Annotated in this window: 21 protein-coding genes and 1 pseudogene; 6 read left to right on the forward strand and 16 right to left on the reverse strand. The window is 73.3% G+C overall.

All coding sequences use genetic code 11. The features are described from left to right. Positions 1-111: 111 nt before the first annotated feature. The 5 genes from AB0F61_RS10580 to AB0F61_RS10600 all read right to left on the reverse strand — a co-directional run bounded on the left by AB0F61_RS10580 (position 112) and on the right by AB0F61_RS10600 (position 6,435). The gene (locus AB0F61_RS10580; RefSeq protein ID WP_357806711.1) at positions 112-894 is read right to left on the reverse strand and encodes a hypothetical protein; all 783 of its coding nucleotides are present in this window, start codon (positions 892-894) and stop codon (positions 112-114) included. Positions 895-1,074: 180 nt separating this feature from the next. Next, positions 1,075-1,725 carry a GNAT family protein gene (locus AB0F61_RS10585; protein WP_357806714.1) on the reverse strand — a complete coding sequence of 217 codons (651 nt, stop codon included), beginning with the start codon at positions 1,723-1,725 and terminating at the stop codon, positions 1,075-1,077. Positions 1,726-1,834: 109 nt separating this feature from the next. Then, a complete protein-coding gene (gene glp / locus AB0F61_RS10590) occupies positions 1,835-3,148 on the reverse strand; it encodes a gephyrin-like molybdotransferase Glp (RefSeq protein ID WP_357806717.1) in 1,314 nt (437 codons plus the stop codon). Further along, on the reverse strand, positions 3,145-4,107 hold the full coding sequence (locus tag AB0F61_RS10595; RefSeq protein WP_357806719.1) for a UTP--glucose-1-phosphate uridylyltransferase: 963 nt from the start codon (positions 4,105-4,107) through the stop codon (positions 3,145-3,147). The genes glp and AB0F61_RS10595 overlap by 4 nt, the downstream gene beginning before the upstream one ends. Before the next feature lie 9 nt (positions 4,108-4,116). Continuing rightward, the gene (locus AB0F61_RS10600) at positions 4,117-6,435 is read right to left on the reverse strand and encodes a diguanylate cyclase (protein WP_357806722.1); all 2,319 of its coding nucleotides are present in this window, start codon (positions 6,433-6,435) and stop codon (positions 4,117-4,119) included. Between the two features lie 85 nt (positions 6,436-6,520). Here AB0F61_RS10600 and AB0F61_RS10605 point away from each other — a divergent pair, with 85 nt between their 5' ends. Then, complete coding sequence (locus tag AB0F61_RS10605; protein ID WP_357806725.1) at positions 6,521-7,198, forward strand: 5-formyltetrahydrofolate cyclo-ligase; 678 nt, start codon at positions 6,521-6,523, stop codon at positions 7,196-7,198. After that, positions 7,195-7,401 (forward strand): annotated as a pseudogene (locus AB0F61_RS10610) (FmdB family zinc ribbon protein); the annotation flags it as partial. The gene AB0F61_RS10605 and the pseudogene AB0F61_RS10610, both read left to right, overlap by 4 nt. A gap of 14 nt (positions 7,402-7,415) precedes the next feature. On the opposite strand, the gene AB0F61_RS10615 reads toward AB0F61_RS10610, so the two are convergent. Then, a complete protein-coding gene (locus AB0F61_RS10615; protein WP_357807154.1) occupies positions 7,416-7,805 on the reverse strand; it encodes a hypothetical protein in 390 nt (129 codons plus the stop codon). Positions 7,806-7,967: 162 nt separating this feature from the next. On the opposite strand from AB0F61_RS10615, the gene AB0F61_RS10620 reads away from it, so the two are divergent. Then, positions 7,968-8,504, forward strand: coding sequence for a flagellar biosynthesis protein FlgA (locus AB0F61_RS10620; protein ID WP_357806727.1), 537 nt, complete (start codon positions 7,968-7,970; stop codon positions 8,502-8,504). A gap of 26 nt (positions 8,505-8,530) precedes the next feature. On the opposite strand, the gene AB0F61_RS10625 is transcribed toward AB0F61_RS10620, so the two are convergent. Next, positions 8,531-8,710 carry a hypothetical protein gene (locus tag AB0F61_RS10625; RefSeq protein ID WP_357806730.1) on the reverse strand — a complete coding sequence of 60 codons (180 nt, stop codon included), beginning with the start codon at positions 8,708-8,710 and terminating at the stop codon, positions 8,531-8,533. Positions 8,711-8,848: 138 nt separating this feature from the next. On the opposite strand from AB0F61_RS10625, the gene AB0F61_RS10630 reads away from it, so the two are divergent. Continuing rightward, positions 8,849-9,181 carry a hypothetical protein gene (locus AB0F61_RS10630; RefSeq protein ID WP_357806732.1) on the forward strand — a complete coding sequence of 111 codons (333 nt, stop codon included), beginning with the start codon at positions 8,849-8,851 and terminating at the stop codon, positions 9,179-9,181. A 17-nt stretch (positions 9,182-9,198) separates the two neighbouring features. Here the strand turns inward: AB0F61_RS10630 and AB0F61_RS10635 are convergent, their stop codons facing one another. Beyond that, a complete protein-coding gene (locus tag AB0F61_RS10635; RefSeq protein ID WP_357807129.1) occupies positions 9,199-9,681 on the reverse strand; it encodes a DUF2231 domain-containing protein in 483 nt (160 codons plus the stop codon). A 205-nt stretch (positions 9,682-9,886) separates the two neighbouring features. Here AB0F61_RS10635 and AB0F61_RS10640 point away from each other — a divergent pair, with 205 nt between their 5' ends. Beyond that, positions 9,887-10,315: a Fur family transcriptional regulator gene (locus tag AB0F61_RS10640; RefSeq protein WP_357806735.1), complete on the forward strand. Its 429-nt coding sequence runs from the start codon at positions 9,887-9,889 to the stop codon at positions 10,313-10,315. Positions 10,316-10,375: 60 nt separating this feature from the next. Then, on the forward strand, positions 10,376-11,239 hold the full coding sequence (locus AB0F61_RS10645) for an oxygenase MpaB family protein (RefSeq protein ID WP_357806738.1): 864 nt from the start codon (positions 10,376-10,378) through the stop codon (positions 11,237-11,239). 19 nt (positions 11,240-11,258) lie between these two features. Here AB0F61_RS10645 and AB0F61_RS10650 read toward each other — a convergent pair whose 3' ends face one another. The 8 genes from AB0F61_RS10650 to AB0F61_RS10685 all read right to left on the reverse strand — a co-directional run bounded on the left by AB0F61_RS10650 (position 11,259) and on the right by AB0F61_RS10685 (position 17,889). Next, positions 11,259-12,179, reverse strand: a complete 921-nt coding sequence (locus AB0F61_RS10650; protein ID WP_357806741.1) for a PD-(D/E)XK nuclease family protein — start codon at positions 12,177-12,179, stop codon at positions 11,259-11,261. A 44-nt stretch (positions 12,180-12,223) separates the two neighbouring features. Continuing rightward, complete coding sequence (locus AB0F61_RS10655; protein WP_357806744.1) at positions 12,224-12,838, reverse strand: MarC family protein; 615 nt, start codon at positions 12,836-12,838, stop codon at positions 12,224-12,226. Positions 12,839-12,879: 41 nt separating this feature from the next. Further along, complete coding sequence (locus AB0F61_RS10660; protein WP_357806748.1) at positions 12,880-13,752, reverse strand: PHP domain-containing protein; 873 nt, start codon at positions 13,750-13,752, stop codon at positions 12,880-12,882. A 61-nt stretch (positions 13,753-13,813) separates the two neighbouring features. Further along, complete coding sequence (locus AB0F61_RS10665; protein ID WP_357806751.1) at positions 13,814-15,073, reverse strand: hypothetical protein; 1,260 nt, start codon at positions 15,071-15,073, stop codon at positions 13,814-13,816. After that, positions 15,070-15,882 carry a SigE family RNA polymerase sigma factor gene (locus AB0F61_RS10670; protein ID WP_357806754.1) on the reverse strand — a complete coding sequence of 271 codons (813 nt, stop codon included), beginning with the start codon at positions 15,880-15,882 and terminating at the stop codon, positions 15,070-15,072. Before AB0F61_RS10670 ends, AB0F61_RS10665 begins: the two co-directional genes overlap by 4 nt. A 103-nt stretch (positions 15,883-15,985) precedes the next feature. Next, positions 15,986-16,861 carry a PH domain-containing protein gene (locus tag AB0F61_RS10675; protein WP_357241182.1) on the reverse strand — a complete coding sequence of 292 codons (876 nt, stop codon included), beginning with the start codon at positions 16,859-16,861 and terminating at the stop codon, positions 15,986-15,988. 6 nt (positions 16,862-16,867) lie between these two features. Beyond that, positions 16,868-17,026: a hypothetical protein gene (locus tag AB0F61_RS10680; protein WP_357806758.1), complete on the reverse strand. Its 159-nt coding sequence runs from the start codon at positions 17,024-17,026 to the stop codon at positions 16,868-16,870. Positions 17,027-17,142: 116 nt separating this feature from the next. Continuing rightward, on the reverse strand, positions 17,143-17,889 hold the full coding sequence (locus AB0F61_RS10685) for a DUF6758 family protein (RefSeq protein WP_357806761.1): 747 nt from the start codon (positions 17,887-17,889) through the stop codon (positions 17,143-17,145). Positions 17,890-17,899 lie beyond the last annotated feature (10 nt).

The following is a 17,899-nucleotide window of genomic DNA, read 5'->3' on the forward strand; positions in this document are numbered from 1 at the left end:
AGGCCAGGCCCGGCGAGCGCCAGGCGCGACGCGACCCCGCCCGGCGAGGCCAGGCCCGGCGAGGCCCGGCCCGGCGAGCGCCAGGCCGGCACGAGGGACGTCCGCTGGTGGTCAGGCGCCTCGGCCGGCCTCGTAGGGACGCCCGCGCAACCCACCGGACCGGCGGTACGAGACCGACCCGCCGTTGACCGCCGCCGGCAGGTCACCCGGTCGGTCCAGGCCCATCGCGGCTCGGCGTACCCCCTCGCGCTGGGCGGCCAGGCGGCGCTGCGCTTCCCGGCGGGCCGCCGCACGGCGGGCCTGTTCCCGGCGCACCTCGGCCTGCCGGGCGGCCAGCCAGGCGGCCTCCCTGGCCCGGGCGCGGCGGCGGCGACGCCCGGCGAGGGCGCGACCGCGCAGGTGGACGACGTACACGGCCAGGAGCAGGAAGGTGACCGCGAAGCCGATCCAGAAGCCGGGGCTGGCGAACAGCACGCCGATCAGCTCGACGACGTTGAGCAGCAGCAGGGCGGCGAGCACCCGGCGACGCCGGTACACGGCCGGGGTGTGCTGACGGCGCGGCGGCGGACGACGGCGGGACCGTTTCGGTGCGGGTGGCACGGCGCGCAGGCGGCCGGAGCGGCGGCCCCCCGGAGGCGCGGAGACCGGTGCGGTCAGCGCCCCGGTGGTCGCATCCTCGGTGAGCGTGACGACAAGTGAGCGCGGCGGGTGGACCGGACGCCGCCCCGGGACAGTACGGCGCCGCCGGCGGCGCTGGAGCACCCGCGCCGTCGACTGCGCCCGCTCCGCCACCAACCGCTCGGTGGCGTCGTACCGGCGAACCAACGCCGGGGCCAGGGCGAGCAGGCCGGCGGCGGCGAGGACGGCGAGGAGCACCGAGGTCGGCACCCTCACCCCTCCCGTCACCGAATTCGGAGCAACCGCCACCCAACCGCAGGATCTTCCACCGATCGCGCCTGGGTGCGTGGATCGTCCGGCCGGAGAGCGCTCGCCGCAACTTGCAGTTACTTGAGGTTACGGCGCACCGACCAGGAAGCCGTCGCGCCGCGCCGATCCCGTCCGTGGGACAGCCGGTCAGCGGGCGGAGGCGCGCACCCGATGCCAGCGGGCCAGCAGGCCGCCCTCGGCAGCGATCTCCTCACTCGTCATGGCGTATCCGATGTGGTCGCGCCACGCGCCGTCGATGTGCATGTAGCGCACGTGGTACGACTCCTCGCGGAAGCCCAACTTCTCCACCACCCGCCGCGACGGCCGATTCTCCGGACGGATGTTGACCTCGACCCGGTGCAGCCCGCCGGGGCCGAACGCGTGGTCCACGGCGAGGGCGAGCGCCGTCGGGATCACGCCCTGGCCGGCGACCCGGGCGTCCACCCAGTAACCGACATAGCCGGAGCAGAGCGCCCGTCGCACGATGCTGCCCACGTTGATGTGCCCGACCAGCCGGTCGCGGTCGCCCTCGCGCAGGCAGACCGCGAACGGCATGCCGTCACCCTCACGGGCCGAGCGCCGCTGGTCACGGAGCACCCAGCGGAATGCGGCAGGTGAGTTCAGCTCGTCCCAACCGCCGGGCAGCGACGATTCCCAGGGCGCCAACCAGGCCCTGTTGGCCCGCCGGATCTCCGACCACGGCACCGCGTCGGAGCGTCGGTAGGGTCGCAGCAACACCGGGCCGTCCGCCAACTCCACCGGCCAGCCCGGTGCCCGCGGGGGTCCGAAGAGACTCACCCGTACAGTCTCCCGCGCGGGACCGTGACGTGCGCAAGTGGAACCACAACGTTGACCCGACGATCGGACGGGGTCCGGGCAGCCAATCGGCGGCTCGGCCGGAGAACCGTCACCGGCGGCGGTCCAGCAGCAGGACGTCCACGGTGGAACCCGCCGCGGCGGTGGTGACCCGCTCACCGAGCACCAGCAGCCCGTTCGCCTCGGCCAGCCCGGAGAGGGTGAACGGCCCACCCCTGAGTGGCTGCACCGTGTACCCGCCCCCGCGCCGCTCGGCGACGTGCGCCGGCCGAAACTCGCGCAACCCCGCCGGGGACGACACGGTCTCCAGCAGGTGCGCCCGCACGCTGGGGCGGAACACCGGCTCGGCGCCGGCGAGCAGTTGGATGGCGGGACGGGCCAGCACCTCGAACCCGATGAGCGCGGCGCCCGGGTCGCCGGGCAGGCAGACCACCGGCACCTCCTCGGCGCCGACGGTGCCGAACCCCAGCGCGGTGCCGGGATAGAGCGCCACGTCGGTGAAGGTGACGGGCCCGGCCCGGCCGCCCTCGCGGCGGGACAGGATCCGGCGCACCATGTCCCCGGGGCCGGTGCCGGTCCCCCCGGTGGTGATGATCAGGTCGGCGCGCAGGGTCTGGTCCTCCAGCAGCCCGCGCAGCCCCTCCGGGTCGTCGTCGCAGATCCCCACCCGGTACGCGAGTGCGCCCACCTCGGCCGCGGCGGCGGTCAGCGCGTGCGAGTTCGCGTCCACCACCTGCCCCGGCTGGCTACCCCGACCCACGTCGACAAGTTCGTCGCCGGTGGCCACGATGACGACCCGTGGGCTGGGCCGGACCACCACGTGCCCGATTCCGGTGGCGGCGAACACCGCGACCAGGGCCGGGGAGACGTACGTGCCGGCGCGGGCGAGCAGGGTGCCGGCGGGCAGCTCCGTACCGGCGCGGCGGACCCCGTACCCCCGTTTGGGGGTGCGGAAGATCTCCACCGCGGCCATGCCCTGGTCGGTCCACTCCACCGGGACCACCACGTCTGCGGCGACCGGCAGCGGCGCCCCGGCGGCCACCGAGAAGCAGGAGCCCGGGGTGAGTCGCACGGGCCGCCAGCTCGCCGCCCCCAGATCGCCGACGACGTTGAGCCGGATGGTCCGCCCGCCGGGCGTGCCGGAGGGGGCCGGGACGTAGCTCGGGCCCCGGCCCCCTCCGGAAATGTCCTCCCAGCGGGCCGCATACCCGTCCACGGCCGCCTGGTCGAAGGCCGGGAAGGCGTGCGGCGCGACGACGTCCTCGGCGAGGACGTTGCCGTGCGCCTGGGTGAGGTCGAGGTCGAGTGGCGGCAGCGCGCGCAACCTGCGCAGCACGCTGCCCAGGTAGTCGGCGAGCGGCGTCAACTCGTTCGCGGCCGCCTCGGCGTCGGCCGTCGCGGTCATGTACCAGATCCGCCTGCCGCGTCGGCCTTGACGAAGTCGGCCAGCCAGGACCGGAACTCGGCGCCCAGGTCCTCGCGCTCGGCGGCGATCTGCACCACCGTCTGGAGGTAGCCCAGCGGCATGCCGGTGTCGTAACGGGTGCCCCGGTAGACGATGGCGTGCACCGGAGTGCCCTCCGTGCGCAGCAGCTCCATCGCGTCGGTCAACTGGATCTCGCCGCCACTGCCCGGCTTGGTCCGCCGGATCGCGTCGAAGATCTTGCCCGGCAGCACGTACCGGCCGAGCACCGCGAGGTTGCTCGGGGCGTCCTCGGGCTGCGGCTTCTCCACCATCCCGGTCACCTTGACGACCTCACCGATGTCGGTCAGCTCCGCCTCGGCGGGCTCGACGGAGGCGATGCCGTACCGCTTGGTCTCGGCCGGGTCGACCTCGAAGAAGGCGAGCACCACACCGCCGGTGCGGGCCTGCAACTCGAGCATCGCCGGCAGCAGCGGCTCGGACGGCTTGACGAACTCGTCGCCGAGCAGCACCGCGAAGGGCTGGTCGCCGACGTGCGACTCGGCGTACCCGACGGCGTGACCGAGCCCGAGCTGCTCGGGCTGCCGCACTGTGTAGATCTCGGCCAGCTCACTGGGCCGACGCACCGCGGCCAGCCGCTCGACGTCACCCTTCTCCTCCAGCCTGGTCTCCAGGTCCGGACGACGATCGAAGTGGTCCACCATCGATGTCTTACCCCGACCGGTGATCAGCAACACGTCACCGATGCCGGCCTGGGTGGCTTCCTCGACGATGTACTGCAACACCGGCCGGTCCACCACCGGCAGCAACTCCTTGGGCACCGCCTTGGTGGCCGGCAGGAACCGGGTGGCCAGTCCGGCGGCCGGGATGACGGCCTTGACCGCCAGGGGACGGCCGGTTGCGGCGGCCGCCGATGAGGGGTTCGCTGAGTGCTCCGACATGCCGCGAGACTATCGGCCACGGCTCTGCCGCGGCGGGTGTGGCCCAGAAGACGCGCCGCCACCCGCCCCCGGCCGCGCGGCGTCCGGGCCGGCCCGAGCCGCATCCGCGTCGATGTCCGCCGGGTCGTCGGCCGGGTCGGGCCACGCGTGCGCCGGTGACCCTTCCGGTACGCCCACCGCCGGCTCCGACCGGGCGGGACCGCCCGGCTCCCGGTTGACAGGCACCGGTTGGCCGGCGCGCGGCAGCCCGTCGGGTGGGCTGACGGCACCGGCGAGCACCGGTATCTCCCGCGTGTCCACGTCCGGGCGTACCTCGGCGACCCGGTAGGTGTCGCGGCCGGCCGCCTTGGCCGCGTAGAGCGCGTCGTCGGCGGCTTCCAGCACCTCCCGCCCGGTGCTGCCGTTGTCCGGGTAGACGGCGATACCCACCGACACCGTCACCATCACCGGCCCGGCGTACGCCTCGACGGCGATCGGCGTCTCGCGGACCGCCGCGCCGAGCCGCTCGGCGACGATCGCCGCGCCCCGCGCGTCGGTCTCCGGCAGCAGCAGCACGAACTCCTCACCGCCCTGCCGGAAGGCCAGGTCGACCTCGCGGATCTCGCCGCGCACCCGCCTGGCGAACTCGGCAAGCACGGTGTCCCCCGCGGCGTGCCCGTACGTGTCGTTGACGTCCTTGAACCGGTCGAGGTCCAGGGCGAGGACGCTGAGCATCCGCCCGAAGCGGCTGGCCCGTTCCACCTCACGGCGGATCGACTCGCGCAGGTAGCGGTAGTTCCACAGCCCGGTGAGCGGGTCGGTGAGGGAGAGCCGTTGGGCCTCCTCGTGCACCCGGACGTTGTCGACGGCCACCGCCGCGTGTCCGGCGAAGGTGCGCAGGGTGGCAAGGTCGTCGTCGTCGAACTCGTCGGCGCCCAGGCGGTCGTAGAGGGCCAGCACGCCGAGCGCCGCCGCCACGCCGGCCTCGTCGGCCGGGCCGGAGGATCCGCTGAGCGTGGCCGCGGCCGAGCCGGGGGTGGCGAACGGGACGGCGACGTACGTGCGGCAGCGTGGCTCGATCGACGGGGCGTCGGTCGGTTCCGCCCTCCCCCGTTGTGGTTCCCCGGTGGCGGCGACGGCGCCGACCACGCCGACCCCGACCGGCACCCGGAGCGTCGGCGACCCGTCCCCGCTCACCTCGGGCCAGCGCCCGTCCAACCCCTCGGTGCACTGTGCGACGAGCATCCCGCCGGTCTCGACAAGCAGCACGGCGCCGGCCCGCGCGCCGGTGGCGCCGATGGCGCTGTGCAGGATGACCCGCAGGATGCGTTGCAGGTCGTGCGTGCTGGCCAGGGTGTCCCCGAGCACCGCGAGGTGACCACGGAGCTGGTCGCGGTTGCTGGTCAGCGCCGCGACGTAGGCCCCGGTCTCCCGGGTCATCCGGTTGAACGCGGCGGCCAGCGTGCCCAGCTCGTCACGGCTGCGGACCGGCACCCGGGCGGTCAGGTCGCCGTGGGCCACCCGGTCGACCGCGCCGGCCAACTCGATGAGCGGTCGGGTGGTCATCCGGGCCAGCCGCCAGGCGGTCAGCACGGCGAGCAACGCGGCCACCACGACCACCCCGATCAGCGTGGCGTGCAGCCCCGCTGGGCGCTCGCTGGGCACGGAGACCACAAGTGGCAGCGGCTGCGTGTCGGACGGCCCGATCCTGCGCACGTACCGGCCCTGGCTGGTCTCGGTCACCCGCTCACCGTCGACGGCGCTGGCGGCGGCCAGCACCGCGTCGCGTACCTCGCGGGTTTCGGTCGTGTGGGTGACCCGGGCGGCGCTGGCCCCGCTGTCGAGCAGGGTGACCGCCACCCCGGTCACCGCGGCCAGCCGGGCCACGAAGTCCGGGTCGACACGTTGCGCGGCGGTCACCGTGCCCAGCAGTGCACCAGCGCGGTCGCGGAGGTCGACGTGGGCGGCCAGCGCGCGGACCGGACTTGTCGCATCAGTGGTCGGGCCGGAGCAGTCCCGCCACGGGGTCGACGGCGCCCCGGGCGAGACGTAGGTGACCTCGCCCTTCACGTCGGTGATCAGCACCGCGGCGACGAGGCCCCGGCCGATCAACTGGGCGGCGGCGACGGCCGGGTCGGCGGTGAGGGCCACCACGTCGGCGGTGGCGCGGAGCTGCTGGCAGAGCGCGTCGACCGAGGTACGCACGGTGGACGCGGCCACCGCCAGGCGCTCGGTGGAGCGGCTGCGATCGACGGCGCTGACGGTGGATGCGACGAAGAGCGCCCCGAGCAGGACCGGCCCGAGCACCACCACGAGGAAGGCTGCTGTCAACCGCCCGCGTAGCGTCACTCGGTCCCCCCGGAAGTTCCGCCTCCGTTGCTTGCGATGCTGACACAGTGCAACCGTGAGAGAGGCGTTGCGTCAGGAGTGTTGCGTGGCGGAATTTTCTGATGAAGCGGAAGTGACCCGGTTGGCGAAGCGGGACGCACGCGTCGAGCTGCTCGCCCGCCGCCGGTCGCTGACCGGCCCCACCCGGGCCGTCGCCGCCGGGCGCGTGCAGGCCGAGCTGGTCACACTGGTACGCCGGCTGCGCCCGCGCCTGATCACGGCGTACGTGCCGGTCGGCTCCGAACCGGGCGGCGCGGACCTGCCGGAGGTGCTGCGAGCGGCACTTCCGGCCGACGCCGAGTTGCTGCTGCCGGTGCTCCTCGCCGATCTGGATCTGGACTGGGCGGCCTATACCGGGCCCGGAGCCTTGATCGCCGCGGGTCGGGGTATCCGGGAGCCGGCCGGCGCCCGTCTCGGGGTGGACGCCGTGGCCGAGGCGGACCTGGTGCTCGTACCGGCTCTCGCGGTCGACCGCGTCGGTCGGCGACTCGGACGCGGCGGCGGCTCGTACGACAGGGCACTCGCCCGGGTGCCCGGGGCGACGCTGACGGTGGTGCCGCTGCACGATGGCGAGCTGGTCGAGGCGCTACCGGCGGAACCGCACGACCGTCGTGTCCGCGCGGTCGTCACCCCGGCCGACGGGGTGCGTACGCTTGACGCCGGCCCGGGTGCGCCGCACGGTGTCGCGCCCCACACGTCCGCTGGACGAACCCGGGGCGAATGACGCACCATTGGCACTCGAATACGTCGAGTGCCAACTGGCTGAGCCCAGATCCGGAGGAGAACGTGCCCACGTACCAGTACGCCTGCACCACGTGCGGTCACCAGCTCGAGGCGGTGCAGTCCTTCTCTGACGAGCCGCTGACCGAGTGCCCGGCGTGTCAGGGGCGGCTGCGCAAGGTCTTCAACTCGGTCGGCATCGTCTTCAAGGGTTCGGGCTTTTACCGCACCGACTCGCGGGCGTCCGGCTCTGAAGCGACGGCCGGCGGCACGACCAGCAAGCCCGGCAAGTCCGAGTCGTCGTCCTCGGGTGGCGACTCCGGATCGTCGGGTTCGTCCTCGTCCTCGGGGTCCTCGTCGAGCTCGTCCTCGTCGGGTTCGTCCTCGTCGTCGGGTTCGTCGTCGTCCGGGTCGTCCTCGTCCTCGTCCGGCGGGTCGAGCGGCGGCAAGGCCCCGGCGGCCAGCTCCGCGTCCTGATCCGCCAGCGCCGACGCGCTCGGCGACCCAACCTTGATCCACTCGGGTTCACGGAAATCGGCCCGTCCATGCGGACCGGATACCCCGGCTTCCGTGACCCCGGGTCGATCAGCGGGCTGCGGGGCTCGGCACATCCGTCCGCCTAGCAGACCGAGCCGGCAGGCGGGCGTTGTCCACAGGCCGTCCGGTTGTCCACAGGCACCGACGAACGGCCGGCTGACCAGGGCTTGAGTTGCCTAGTCTGCCGCCCACGGGGTTGTCACTGCGACATCCCCGGGCGGGAGGCGACAGAGGCGATGGGCGATCCAGACTCCGCGCGGGCGTTACGTCCGCTGCGCCGACCCACCCTGCCCGGCGGGCCCACCCTGCTCCGGGCCGGTCTGGTCGCCGCCCTCCTCGGCCTGGCCGCCGCCGTCCTGCACACCCCGACCGGCTGCCCGCCGCCCACCGCGCCCTCCCCGGGGCCGGCGGGAGCGACTGCCACGTCCGGACAGGCCGCCGACGGCACTCCCATCACCCACGGCACCGGGACCGGCACGGTGAGCCCGTTGCCGGTGCCGAGCGGCGCGGTCGGGGTGCCGGTCCGGCTGGCCGAGCCGGCCGCCCCGGCGGTGGTCCGCCCAGGAGCCCGGGTCGACCTGCTCGCGGCGGCACCGGGCGGGGCGGGCGCGGAACGGGCGTTACTCGCTCCCGCGGCGCTGGTGCTCGGCGTGCTGGGCGCCGCCACGCCCGACGGGTCCTCGGCGCTCTACCTGGCGCTCCGCCCGGACCAGGCGCAACGCACCGTCGGCCTCCCGGAGGGCACCCGCTTCGCCGTTGTCGTCCGCGACTGAACCGCCACGGGAGCTGGCGCTCGGCGTCACTCCCAGTGCGGAGGACGTTCGGCGAGCAGCCAGTCGTCGTTGCCGCTGGCCCGCTCGCCCCAGCCCTGGTCGGTGTCGTCGGAGGTCTGCTCGGGCAACACCACGAAGTCTTCGCTCAGGTCGACGGTGCGGTCGTCGTCGGGCGCGGCCTGGGTGCCGGGGTCCATGGTGCTCACGAGCGGCAAGACTAGCGCAGCGGACGGGCCGCGGACGGGCAGCGGACCGCTCGCCGGCGGGCCGCGGACGGGCAGTCGACGGTGGCGCGTCGTGCAGAAGCGGACGGGCCGCCGGCCGCGTTGGTAGCGTCGGACGGCGTGACGACCCCCAGCGGTGGCAGCACCCCCGACGACTACTGGCGACGGCCCGGCGCCGGTGCCGAATCGGTGGCGGGCCAGCCTCCCGCCACGTCCACGAACAACCCGGCGAGCGGCTATGCCGGCCCGCCGCCGAGCGTGCCGCCGCCGACCGGGTGGCGTCCCCCCGTGCATCTGCAGCCGGCACCCCCACGACGGCTGCCGCCGCAGGACATGGCCGAGCTGGACGTGGCTGAGCAGCGCTCGCAGCGGGTCACCTACGGCTTCGGTGTGGCGGCCGGCGTGGTGCTGGTGGTCGTGGTCTGCCTGCTCTGTTCACGAATCATCTTCTGAACGACGAGCCGAGCGGGTCAGAGGGTGGTGCCCCACACGGCCTCGGCGCCGCTGTGGCCGGTCAGGTAGACGTAGACCAGGGCAGCGATGGACAGCGCCACGACCGCCACCGCCAGCACCGGGGTGACGAGCGCCGGCAGTCGCGGCACCCGGGGATGCCCACTGGTCGCCACCAGCAGCAGGATGGCCGCGATCCCGAGCGGCACCACGATGCGGAACAGGATGTCGCCGTAGCGGGAGTGCTCGAAGATCTGGTCGAGGATCGGCCCCTGGAAGCCCCGGGCGACGAGCGCGTCGGTGAACACCTCACCCGACTTGACGGCCACGAACGCGGTCACCGGCGCGACCACGGCCAGGAGGCCCAGGGCCCAGTCCAGCCGGTGCCGCCACCGCGGCAGCCCCACGTACGCGATGGCCAGCGCCGCCAGCAACGGCACGAACACGACGACCGCGTGGACCACCAGGACGTGTCCCGGTAGACCCAGGATCTCCTCGAACATCGAACCCTCCAGGTGGATCACGCGGTCAGGGGAGGGCCAGCGTACGGTCCACCGGCCGTCCCGAGGCTCTCGACCGGTCACACGCGCGCCACGTCGATCGGGTTCACCGTCGCGGGCCGCAGACGCGATCTTCCCGGTCTGTGTCGGTGACCACCCGGGCCGGGCGACGGTTGTCGACGCTTGTCGGGCGTGCTGTCATTGGCGCATGTCCACCGCCGAGGAGTTGCTGCGATCGAAGGGCCTGCGTGTCACGCGGCCCCGCCTCGCGGTGCTCGACGTGCTTGCCGGCGGCGGCCACCTGGAGGTCGACGAGATCAGCCGGCGCGTCCGGGAACGCCTCGACTCGGTCTCCACCCAGGCGGTGTACGACGTGCTGGGTGCGCTGTCCCGGGCCGGGTTGTCCCGCCGGATCGAGCCGGCCGGCGGTCCCGCCCGCTACGAGGCACGTGTCGGCGACAACCACCATCACGTGGTCTGCCGGGGCTGCGGCGAGATCGCCGACATCGACTGCGCGGTGGGCAGCGCCCCGTGTCTGGAGCCGAACGTGGCGCACGGGTTCGAGGTGGACGAGGCGGAAGTGACGTTCTGGGGTCTCTGCCCGGGCTGCCGAGCACGCCGCTCCGCCGACGTGTGACCCGGCGGCACCGCCGGGACGTGCCCGACGGGGTCGGCCCGAGCGTGGCACTCTTGGGCGGTGGACTCCGATGACCTCGGCCTCTTCGGTCCGGGTTCGGTCACGTGGAAGGTGCACGAGGAGCCGATCCTGATCGTCGCCGGCCTGCGCTCGCTCTACCTCCAGGCGTTGCACCCTCTGGCGATGGCCGGGGTCGCGCAGAACAGCAACTACCGCACCGACGCCTGGGGCCGTCTGGTCCGCACCGCCACCTACGTCGCGACAACCGTCTACGGGACCACCGCCGAGGCGGAGGCGGCCGGAGCCCGGCTCCGCCGGCTGCACGACCGGCTGCGGGCCACCGACCCGCGTACCGGCGAGGAGTTCCGGATCGACGAGCCGGACCTGTTGCGCTGGGTGCATGTCACGGAGGTCGAGACGTTCCTCAGCACGGCCCGGCGGGCCGGACTGCCGCTCACCGACGACGAGGTGGACGGCTACTACACCGAGCAGCGCCGCTCGGCCGCCCTGGTCGGCCTGGACCCGGGCACCGTGCCGGGCTCGGCGGCCGAGGTCACTGACTACTACCGCGCCGTACGGCCGCAGTTGCGGATGACCAGGGAGGCCGCCGAGACGGCGCTCTTCCTCACCGCCCCGCCGCTGCCGTGGAAGCTCAGCCTGCCGGCCCGGTTGGGGCTCACCCTCGGTCCGCCACGCTGGGCGTACCTGGGGCTCGCCGGCACCGCCTTCGCACTGCTGCCGGCCTGGGCACACCGGATGTACGGCGGGCTCGGTCTGCCCACCACAGCGGTGTCGGCGGACCTGAGCGTGCGCGCGCTGCGGCTCGCGTTCGCCGCCGTGCCCCGTCGCTATCTGGAGGGGCCGTTGATCCAGGCCGCCAAGGAGCGGGCCGCCCGTCACGCGGCGACCCCGCTGGTCGGCTGACCCGGGCCGCCGCCGGAGGTCAGCCGTCGGTGTGCCGGTCCATGGCCGCCCACGGCTCCTTGCCCGGCACCTGCGCTCCGGTCGGGCAGTGCCGCCGGAAGTCACACCAACCGCAGCGCGGGCCGGGTGCCACCGGGAACGCCTCGTCCGCGTCGGCACCGTCCGTGACCGCCCGTTCGGCGGCCATGATGTCGCGGGCCGTCTCCTCCGCGCGGGTCAACTGCCGGGCCAGCGATTCGACAGTGTGGTCGTGGCCGGCGACCGTGCCGGTCGGCAGGTGGTGCAGCTCCACCCGACGGCATGGCCGGCGGAACACCCGCTCGGCCGCGTACGCGTAGAGCGCCAACGCCTGCGAGCCTCGGGCGTCGTCGGTGTCCAGCCCGGTGCGACCGGTCTTGTAGTCGACGATGACCAACTCGGGCCCGTCCGGCCCGGGACGCGAGTCGATCCGGTCGGCTCGGCCGTTGAACGCCAGCACGGCGGTCTTGACCGCCACCACCCGCTCCACGCCGAGTGGGTCGGAGTCGGCCTCCAGCGTCTCGACGTACGCCTCCAACCAGCCCAACGCCCGCCGGTAGGCGGCCCGCTCCTGCTCGTCGTCGCGGTAACCCTCGCGCACCCAGGTGCCCTTGAGCAGGGTGGCCAGGGCTTCGGGGCGGCGCCGGTCGGCGGGCAGCGCGTACCAGTTCTTCAGGGCGGTGTGCACGCTGGCACCGAGCGAGTTGTGTGCCCACGGCGGACCCTTGGGCGGGGCGGGCCGGTCGACGTAGGAGTAGCGGTAGCGGCGAGGGCAGTCCGCGTACGCGCCGAGCTTGCTCGGTGTGCAGACGAACAGGCGTTCCGGCATGCCCTCGAAGCCAAGCTGCTCGGCATCGCCGGCGCGCTGTCGGGGAGCCCGGCCACCGGCCGCCGGCCGTCCCGCTGAGGAGGATCGTCGCACCCCTGCGATCCTGCCACCCACCCCCGACACCGCGCGTACGCCGGTCAGGTCATGTTCACGTACTGCGTGACGAAGGCGAACACCGCGTCGGCGATGAGCTGGACGGCGATCGCGGCCAGCAGCAGGCCGGCGATCCTGGTCAGCACCTCGATCCCGCCCGGCCGGAGGATCTTCACGATGCCGCCGGAGAAGCGCAGGACGATCCACACCGCGAGCATCACGGCGAGGATGGCCACGGCGATGGCGGTGAAGTCGGCCCACCCGTCGGCCTGCTGGACGAAGAGCATGGTCGCCACGATGGCGCCCGGCCCGGCCAGCAGCGGGGTGCCCAGTGGCACCAGGGCGATGTTCGAGGTGGCGTCCGAGCTCGGGCCGTCGGTCTTCCCGGTGAGCAGTTCCAGGGCGACGAGCACGAGCAGCAGCCCACCGGCCGCCTGCAATGCCGGTAGGTCGACGTGCAGGTAGTCGAGCAGGGTCTGCCCCGCCACCGCGAAGACCACGATCACGCCCAACGCCAGCGTGACGGCCTGCCAGGCGGCCCGGTTACGGTCGCGGGCGGGCAGCGGGCCGGTCAACGCCAGGAAGATCGGCATCATGCCCGGCGGGTCGGTGATCACCAGCAGGGTCACGAAGACCTCGCCGAACAGCTTCAGATCCACGTGATCAACCTAGCCGCGGCGCAGTGGACGAAATACCCGGATCACCCCGAAGCGACCTCGGTCACCCCGGCGGCGACGATCCGCTCGTACGCATCGGCGCTCGTGGAGAAGGCACCGAGTTGGACGGTCTTGTGGGTGCCGTGGAAATCCGACGAGCCGGTGACGAACAGGCCCAACTCGGCGGCGAGCGCCCGCACGTGCTCCCGCTCGGCGGGGCTGTGGTCCTCGTGGTCGGCCTCGAGCCCGGCCAGCCCCGCCACGGCCAGTTCGGCGATCAGTTCGTCGGGCACCACCCGACCGCGCCGGGTGGCCCGGGGATGGGCGAAGACCGGCACGCCGCCGGCCGACCGGACCAGGTGGATCGCCCGGAACACGTCGATGTCGTCCTTGGGCAGCCGGTAGCGTTCGCCCAGCCAGTCCGGGCCGAACGCCTCCCGGGTGCTGCCGACCAGGCCGGCCCGGATCAGCGCCTGCGCGATGTGCGGGCGGCCCACGGTGCCGCCGCCGGCACCGGCCAGGATGTCCGGCCAGCTCACGTCGATGCCGTCGGCGCGCAGCAGCCCGACGATCCGTTCGCCGCGCTCTTCCCGGGCGGCCCGCACCCGGCCCAGCTCGGCCACCAGTTCCGGGTGGTCCGGGTCGAACAGGTACGCGAGCAGGTGCAGCGGCACCGCCGGCCGGGTTCCGGACCATCGACAGGACAGCTCCGCCCCCCGGATCAGGCGCAGTCCCGGCGGCAGCGCCTCCACGGCCGGCGCCCAGCCGGCGGTGGTGTCGTGGTCGGTGATCGCCAGCACGTCCAGCTCCGCCTCGGCGGCAGCGCGAACCAGCTCGGCCGGGGGCAGCGTGCCGTCGCTGGCCGTCGAGTGGGTGTGCAGGTCGATGCGCGGGGCGGAGCCGGTACGCGAGGTCACCGTCCGACGCTACCGAGGAACAACCGAGCCCGACTCACGGAGGTCACCTCGACCGCGTGGGTCAGAAGGGGGCCACCAGGACCGGCCGGTCCCCGGCCGGCACGTCGGGCACCGCGGTGGGGCTGGCGGGTTGTCCTCCCCGCACCCGGCCGACGTCGACCCGGACCAGCTTGCCGGCGGCGTCGAGGTAGGCGGCGTGGGACCCGTCGGTCCAGATGACCGCGCCGGTCATCGGCGGCCCGGCCGAGACGGCAGCCGGGTTCGACCCGAGCTGCCGCAGGTCGACAAGCAGTGCCTGACTGGCCTTGCCGATCCGCCCGTTCACCAGCAGCCACCGCCCGTCGGTGGAGATCCCGCCGACTCCGTCCTGGCTGAGGTCCGGCCCGCAACCGGTCTCGACCGGGGTCAGGTGACGGTTCGGGTCGAGCACGGCCAGGCAGGTCCGGCCCGGATCGGTGGAGATCTGCCCGACGAGCCGCCCGTCGGGCAGCCCTCCGTAGAAGTTGACGGTCTTCCGGTCGACGGCCTCGGTCAACGGTCCCGCGCCGGGCCGCCACAGGATGTGGCCGGCGTCCGCCGGGTCGGGTCGGACCAGCACGCTGTCGCCGACGAACCCGACCGGCACCGCGCCCGCGGGCGCGGCGGTACGCGCCGCACCGATGAGCTGACCGCCGACCACCCCCGCCATCAGCAGGTCGCCGCCGTCCCGCCAGGCGACCTGACGGCTGTCCGGTGCCAGGACGATGGGGCCCGCTCCGGCAAGCAGCACCTGCACCAGTCCGTCGTTCTGCACCACCCGGAGGGAACGGCCCGCGGTGGTCTGTGTACTGACCACCAGCCAACCGCCGCCGTCGGGCAGGAGTTGGACGCGGTCGGCCGGCCCGACGTCGGGCAGCACCAGCCGTCGTCCCTCGGCGCTGACGAGCGTCTCGCTCCCGAGCAGAGCCGCCGACGGTCTGGGCGATGGATCGGTGCCGGGAACGCTGGCTGTCGGGAACGGCCGACCGGACAAGTCCGGATCACCGATCACCACGATGGGTGCCCCGTCGCGCCCGGTCTCGGCACCGAGCTGTGCCATGCCGGCGCTGAGCAGGACGGTGGCGACCGCCGCGACGGCGAGACCGGCCGCGGTACGCCGACGCCGGATCCGGTTCGCGCGGCGGATGGCCTGGCCCGCCGGGTCGACGCCCAGTGGACGGGCAACGGCGACCTGGTGCGAGAGGGTCTCCCGCACCGCACCTTCCAGTTCGTCAGGCGGCACCTGGTAAGAACGCGGCGGGCCGTCCGTCAGGTTGTCGGGCTCACCAGGGAATGCGCTCACTGCTGCTCTCCGGGGCCCGTGCCGACGGGCACGGCCGCCGGGGCGGAGGGGAGCACGACCTGCGGGCCGATCGGCCGCGGCGCGGCCGGGCGGGGGACGGCCGGGCGGGGCACGGGTCGGCCGGCCGCCGGAGAGGCTTGGCGCGTGGCGGCGACACCGGCGGCCGGGACCGGACCGGTCGGGGCACCCGAGCCGCCGGACCGGGCGGCACCGGCAGTAGCCGAACGACCGGCAGCGCCAGCAGTGGCCGACCGACCGGCATTGCCGGCAGTGGCCGACCGACCGGCAGCGCCGGCGGCGGTGGTCAGGTCCGGTGCGTTGGCGCCCATCCGCCGGCGCAACGTGGACAGCGCTCGGGACGCCTGGCTCTTCACCGTGCCCGGTGAGATGTTCAGCATCGCGGCGGTCTGCGCCTCCGACATGTCCTCGTAGTAGCGCAGCACCAGCACCGCCCGCTGCCGGTTGGGCAACTCGCGGAGGTGCCGCCAGAGCAGGTCCCGGTCGAGTTGCTGCTCGATCTCGTCGACACCGGCGCGTTCGGGCAGCACCTCGGTGGGGCGTTCACCGTGCCAACGTCGCCGCCACCAGCTCGTCGACGTGTTGACCATCACACGTCGGGCGTACGACTCGACAGCCTCGATCCCCCCGAGCCGCTTCCAGGCGAGGTAGGTCTTGGTCAGCGCGGTCTGGAGCAGATCCTCGGCCGTGGCCCAGTCTCCGGTGAGCAGATAGGCGGTGCGAAGGAGCGCGGCGGAGCGGGCCGCGACGAACTCGCGGAACTGCTCCTCCAACGGGTCCCTGCTCGCCACCGCCCACCTCCACACCCCAGCCGTCTTGGCAGAGTGCCACGTCAGAGGCGTTCCGGTCCATGACGAAAGGTGCGCACTTACTCCGATGTTCGGTCGGAAACCTTCACGCCCCGTCGTCGGCCTTGGCCTCGTCGGCCTCCTTGCCGAGCCGCGCCTCGACCGCCTGCGGCTCGTACATCTCCTCGACCACACGCAGGTAGAGCTCGTTCGGGTTGGGCAGATTCTTGACCTCGCGGAGCGCCTGCTCCTGGCCGGCGGACTCCAGCACGAAGGTGCCGTAGTTGAGGGCGCGACCCGTCGGCGTCTGCTCGTACTTCATGTCGGTGACCCGGACCAGCGGCATCATCGCCACCTTGCGGGTGACGATGCCGTTGACCACCATGACCCGCTTGTTGGTCAGGATGAAACGGTCATACCACCAGTCGGCGACCTTCCACGCCACCCACCCCATCACCGCGAACCAGAGCAGCACGGCGATGGTGGTCAGCGCGCCCACGTCGTTTCCGGCGAGGAAGCCGGAGAGGTAGCCGAGCACGAAGGTCGCCGCGACACCGATGAGGAGCGGGTTGGTGAGGTGGATCCAGTGCCGCTTCCACTCACCCCGGTAGCGCTCGGTGGGGAAGAGGTAGCGGGCGACAAGCGAGCTGGGCTCGTCCTCCAGGGGCAGCACCCGCCGAGGAGTCGCGCCTGTCGCGTCGGCGCGCAACCCGGCCAGCTCGTCCTCGGAGATCTGCGGCTGCTGGTAGCCGGCCTCCGGATCACGGATCCACGCTCGACCTGAACGACCCTGGCCGGCATAGCCGGGCCCGTCGCCGTAGCCGACGTCGTCCGAAAGGGACGGACCGTCGGACAGGCCGGGGCCGGCACCGTAGTCCGGGCCGTCATCGGGCCCGATCCGCGGGATCGGCTCGGTGTCTCGCTCGCGACGTTCCCGGTCGGGGTCGTCCGGGTCGAAGGGTGGACCGGAGGGGCTGCCCATCGGAGGTTAAGCGACGAGGCTTGTGAAGAAGTCGCCGAAACCCTGGGCGATGTCCATGATCCCGCCGCCGAGCGACTTGAACACGTCCGCCGCAGAGTTTGGTCGGTAGGCGACGAAGAAGATCAAGAACGCAACTCCAGCCCAGGTGAGGACCTTCCTGACCATAGCGGGCCATCCTCTCGCGCGGCGCCGGGTCCCATTACCGCAGCGGCACCCAGAGTATCAGTGTGGTGTCGTACAGTGAATATCTGCGTCCGTTCTCCGTCAATCCGGAAAGGTTGTCAAGCCCTCCCGGGTAGGTACGGAGACGGTGCGCCGTACACGAGCTCGGGCGGAGTCCACTCGGTCAGGTCGTGCAACACGACGTCTTCCGCGAGGAGATGACCCGCACTCGCCGGCCAGGCTATCGCATGGAGCCACATTCCCCGAGCCTCGCCGGCGTACGCGCTCCGATCCGTCGGAGAATTAACCAACCACAGTGGAGTCGGATGCCCGCCGACGCGGATTTTGGCCTGGCCCACATGGTCGGGGTGACCCGGCCCCGGGTCGGTGAGCGCGCCGGCCAACTGCGGTCCCGGGTCCGGGCCGGACAGTCCGGCGAGCCGGGTGCCCAGGCCGACGCCCGGCTCCTCGGCCACGAAGACCAGGTCCGCCGGGCCACCGCCGAGTGGCGCCGGGCCCGCACAGGCCACCGCTGTCGCCCGCACGCCCGTCCGCTCGTCCCCGGCGTACGCCACGCCGGTGAGCGTCCAGCCGGCCGGCAGCGGCCACGGGCACCACAACGGCGTCACCGGCGGATCCGCGGTCGTGGTGATCCGCTCCACCACGCTCGCCACGATCTCCGCTCCGATGTGCTCGGGCACGTGCAGCGGCGGCACCGGGCCGCACCGCAGACACCTCGAGTCGGTGTGCATCAGATCCGGCGCCCGTACCGGGCCCCCGCATCTCGGACAACTCACCGCGACACTCACATCTCCACCGTCGCCCCCTACCGGCGGCACGTCAAGCCGGAACGTCCGATTCGGCACCCGGGCGTGA

The organism is Micromonospora sp. NPDC023888, from assembly GCF_040639415.1.
Lineage (GTDB): Bacteria > Actinomycetota > Actinomycetes > Mycobacteriales > Micromonosporaceae > Micromonospora.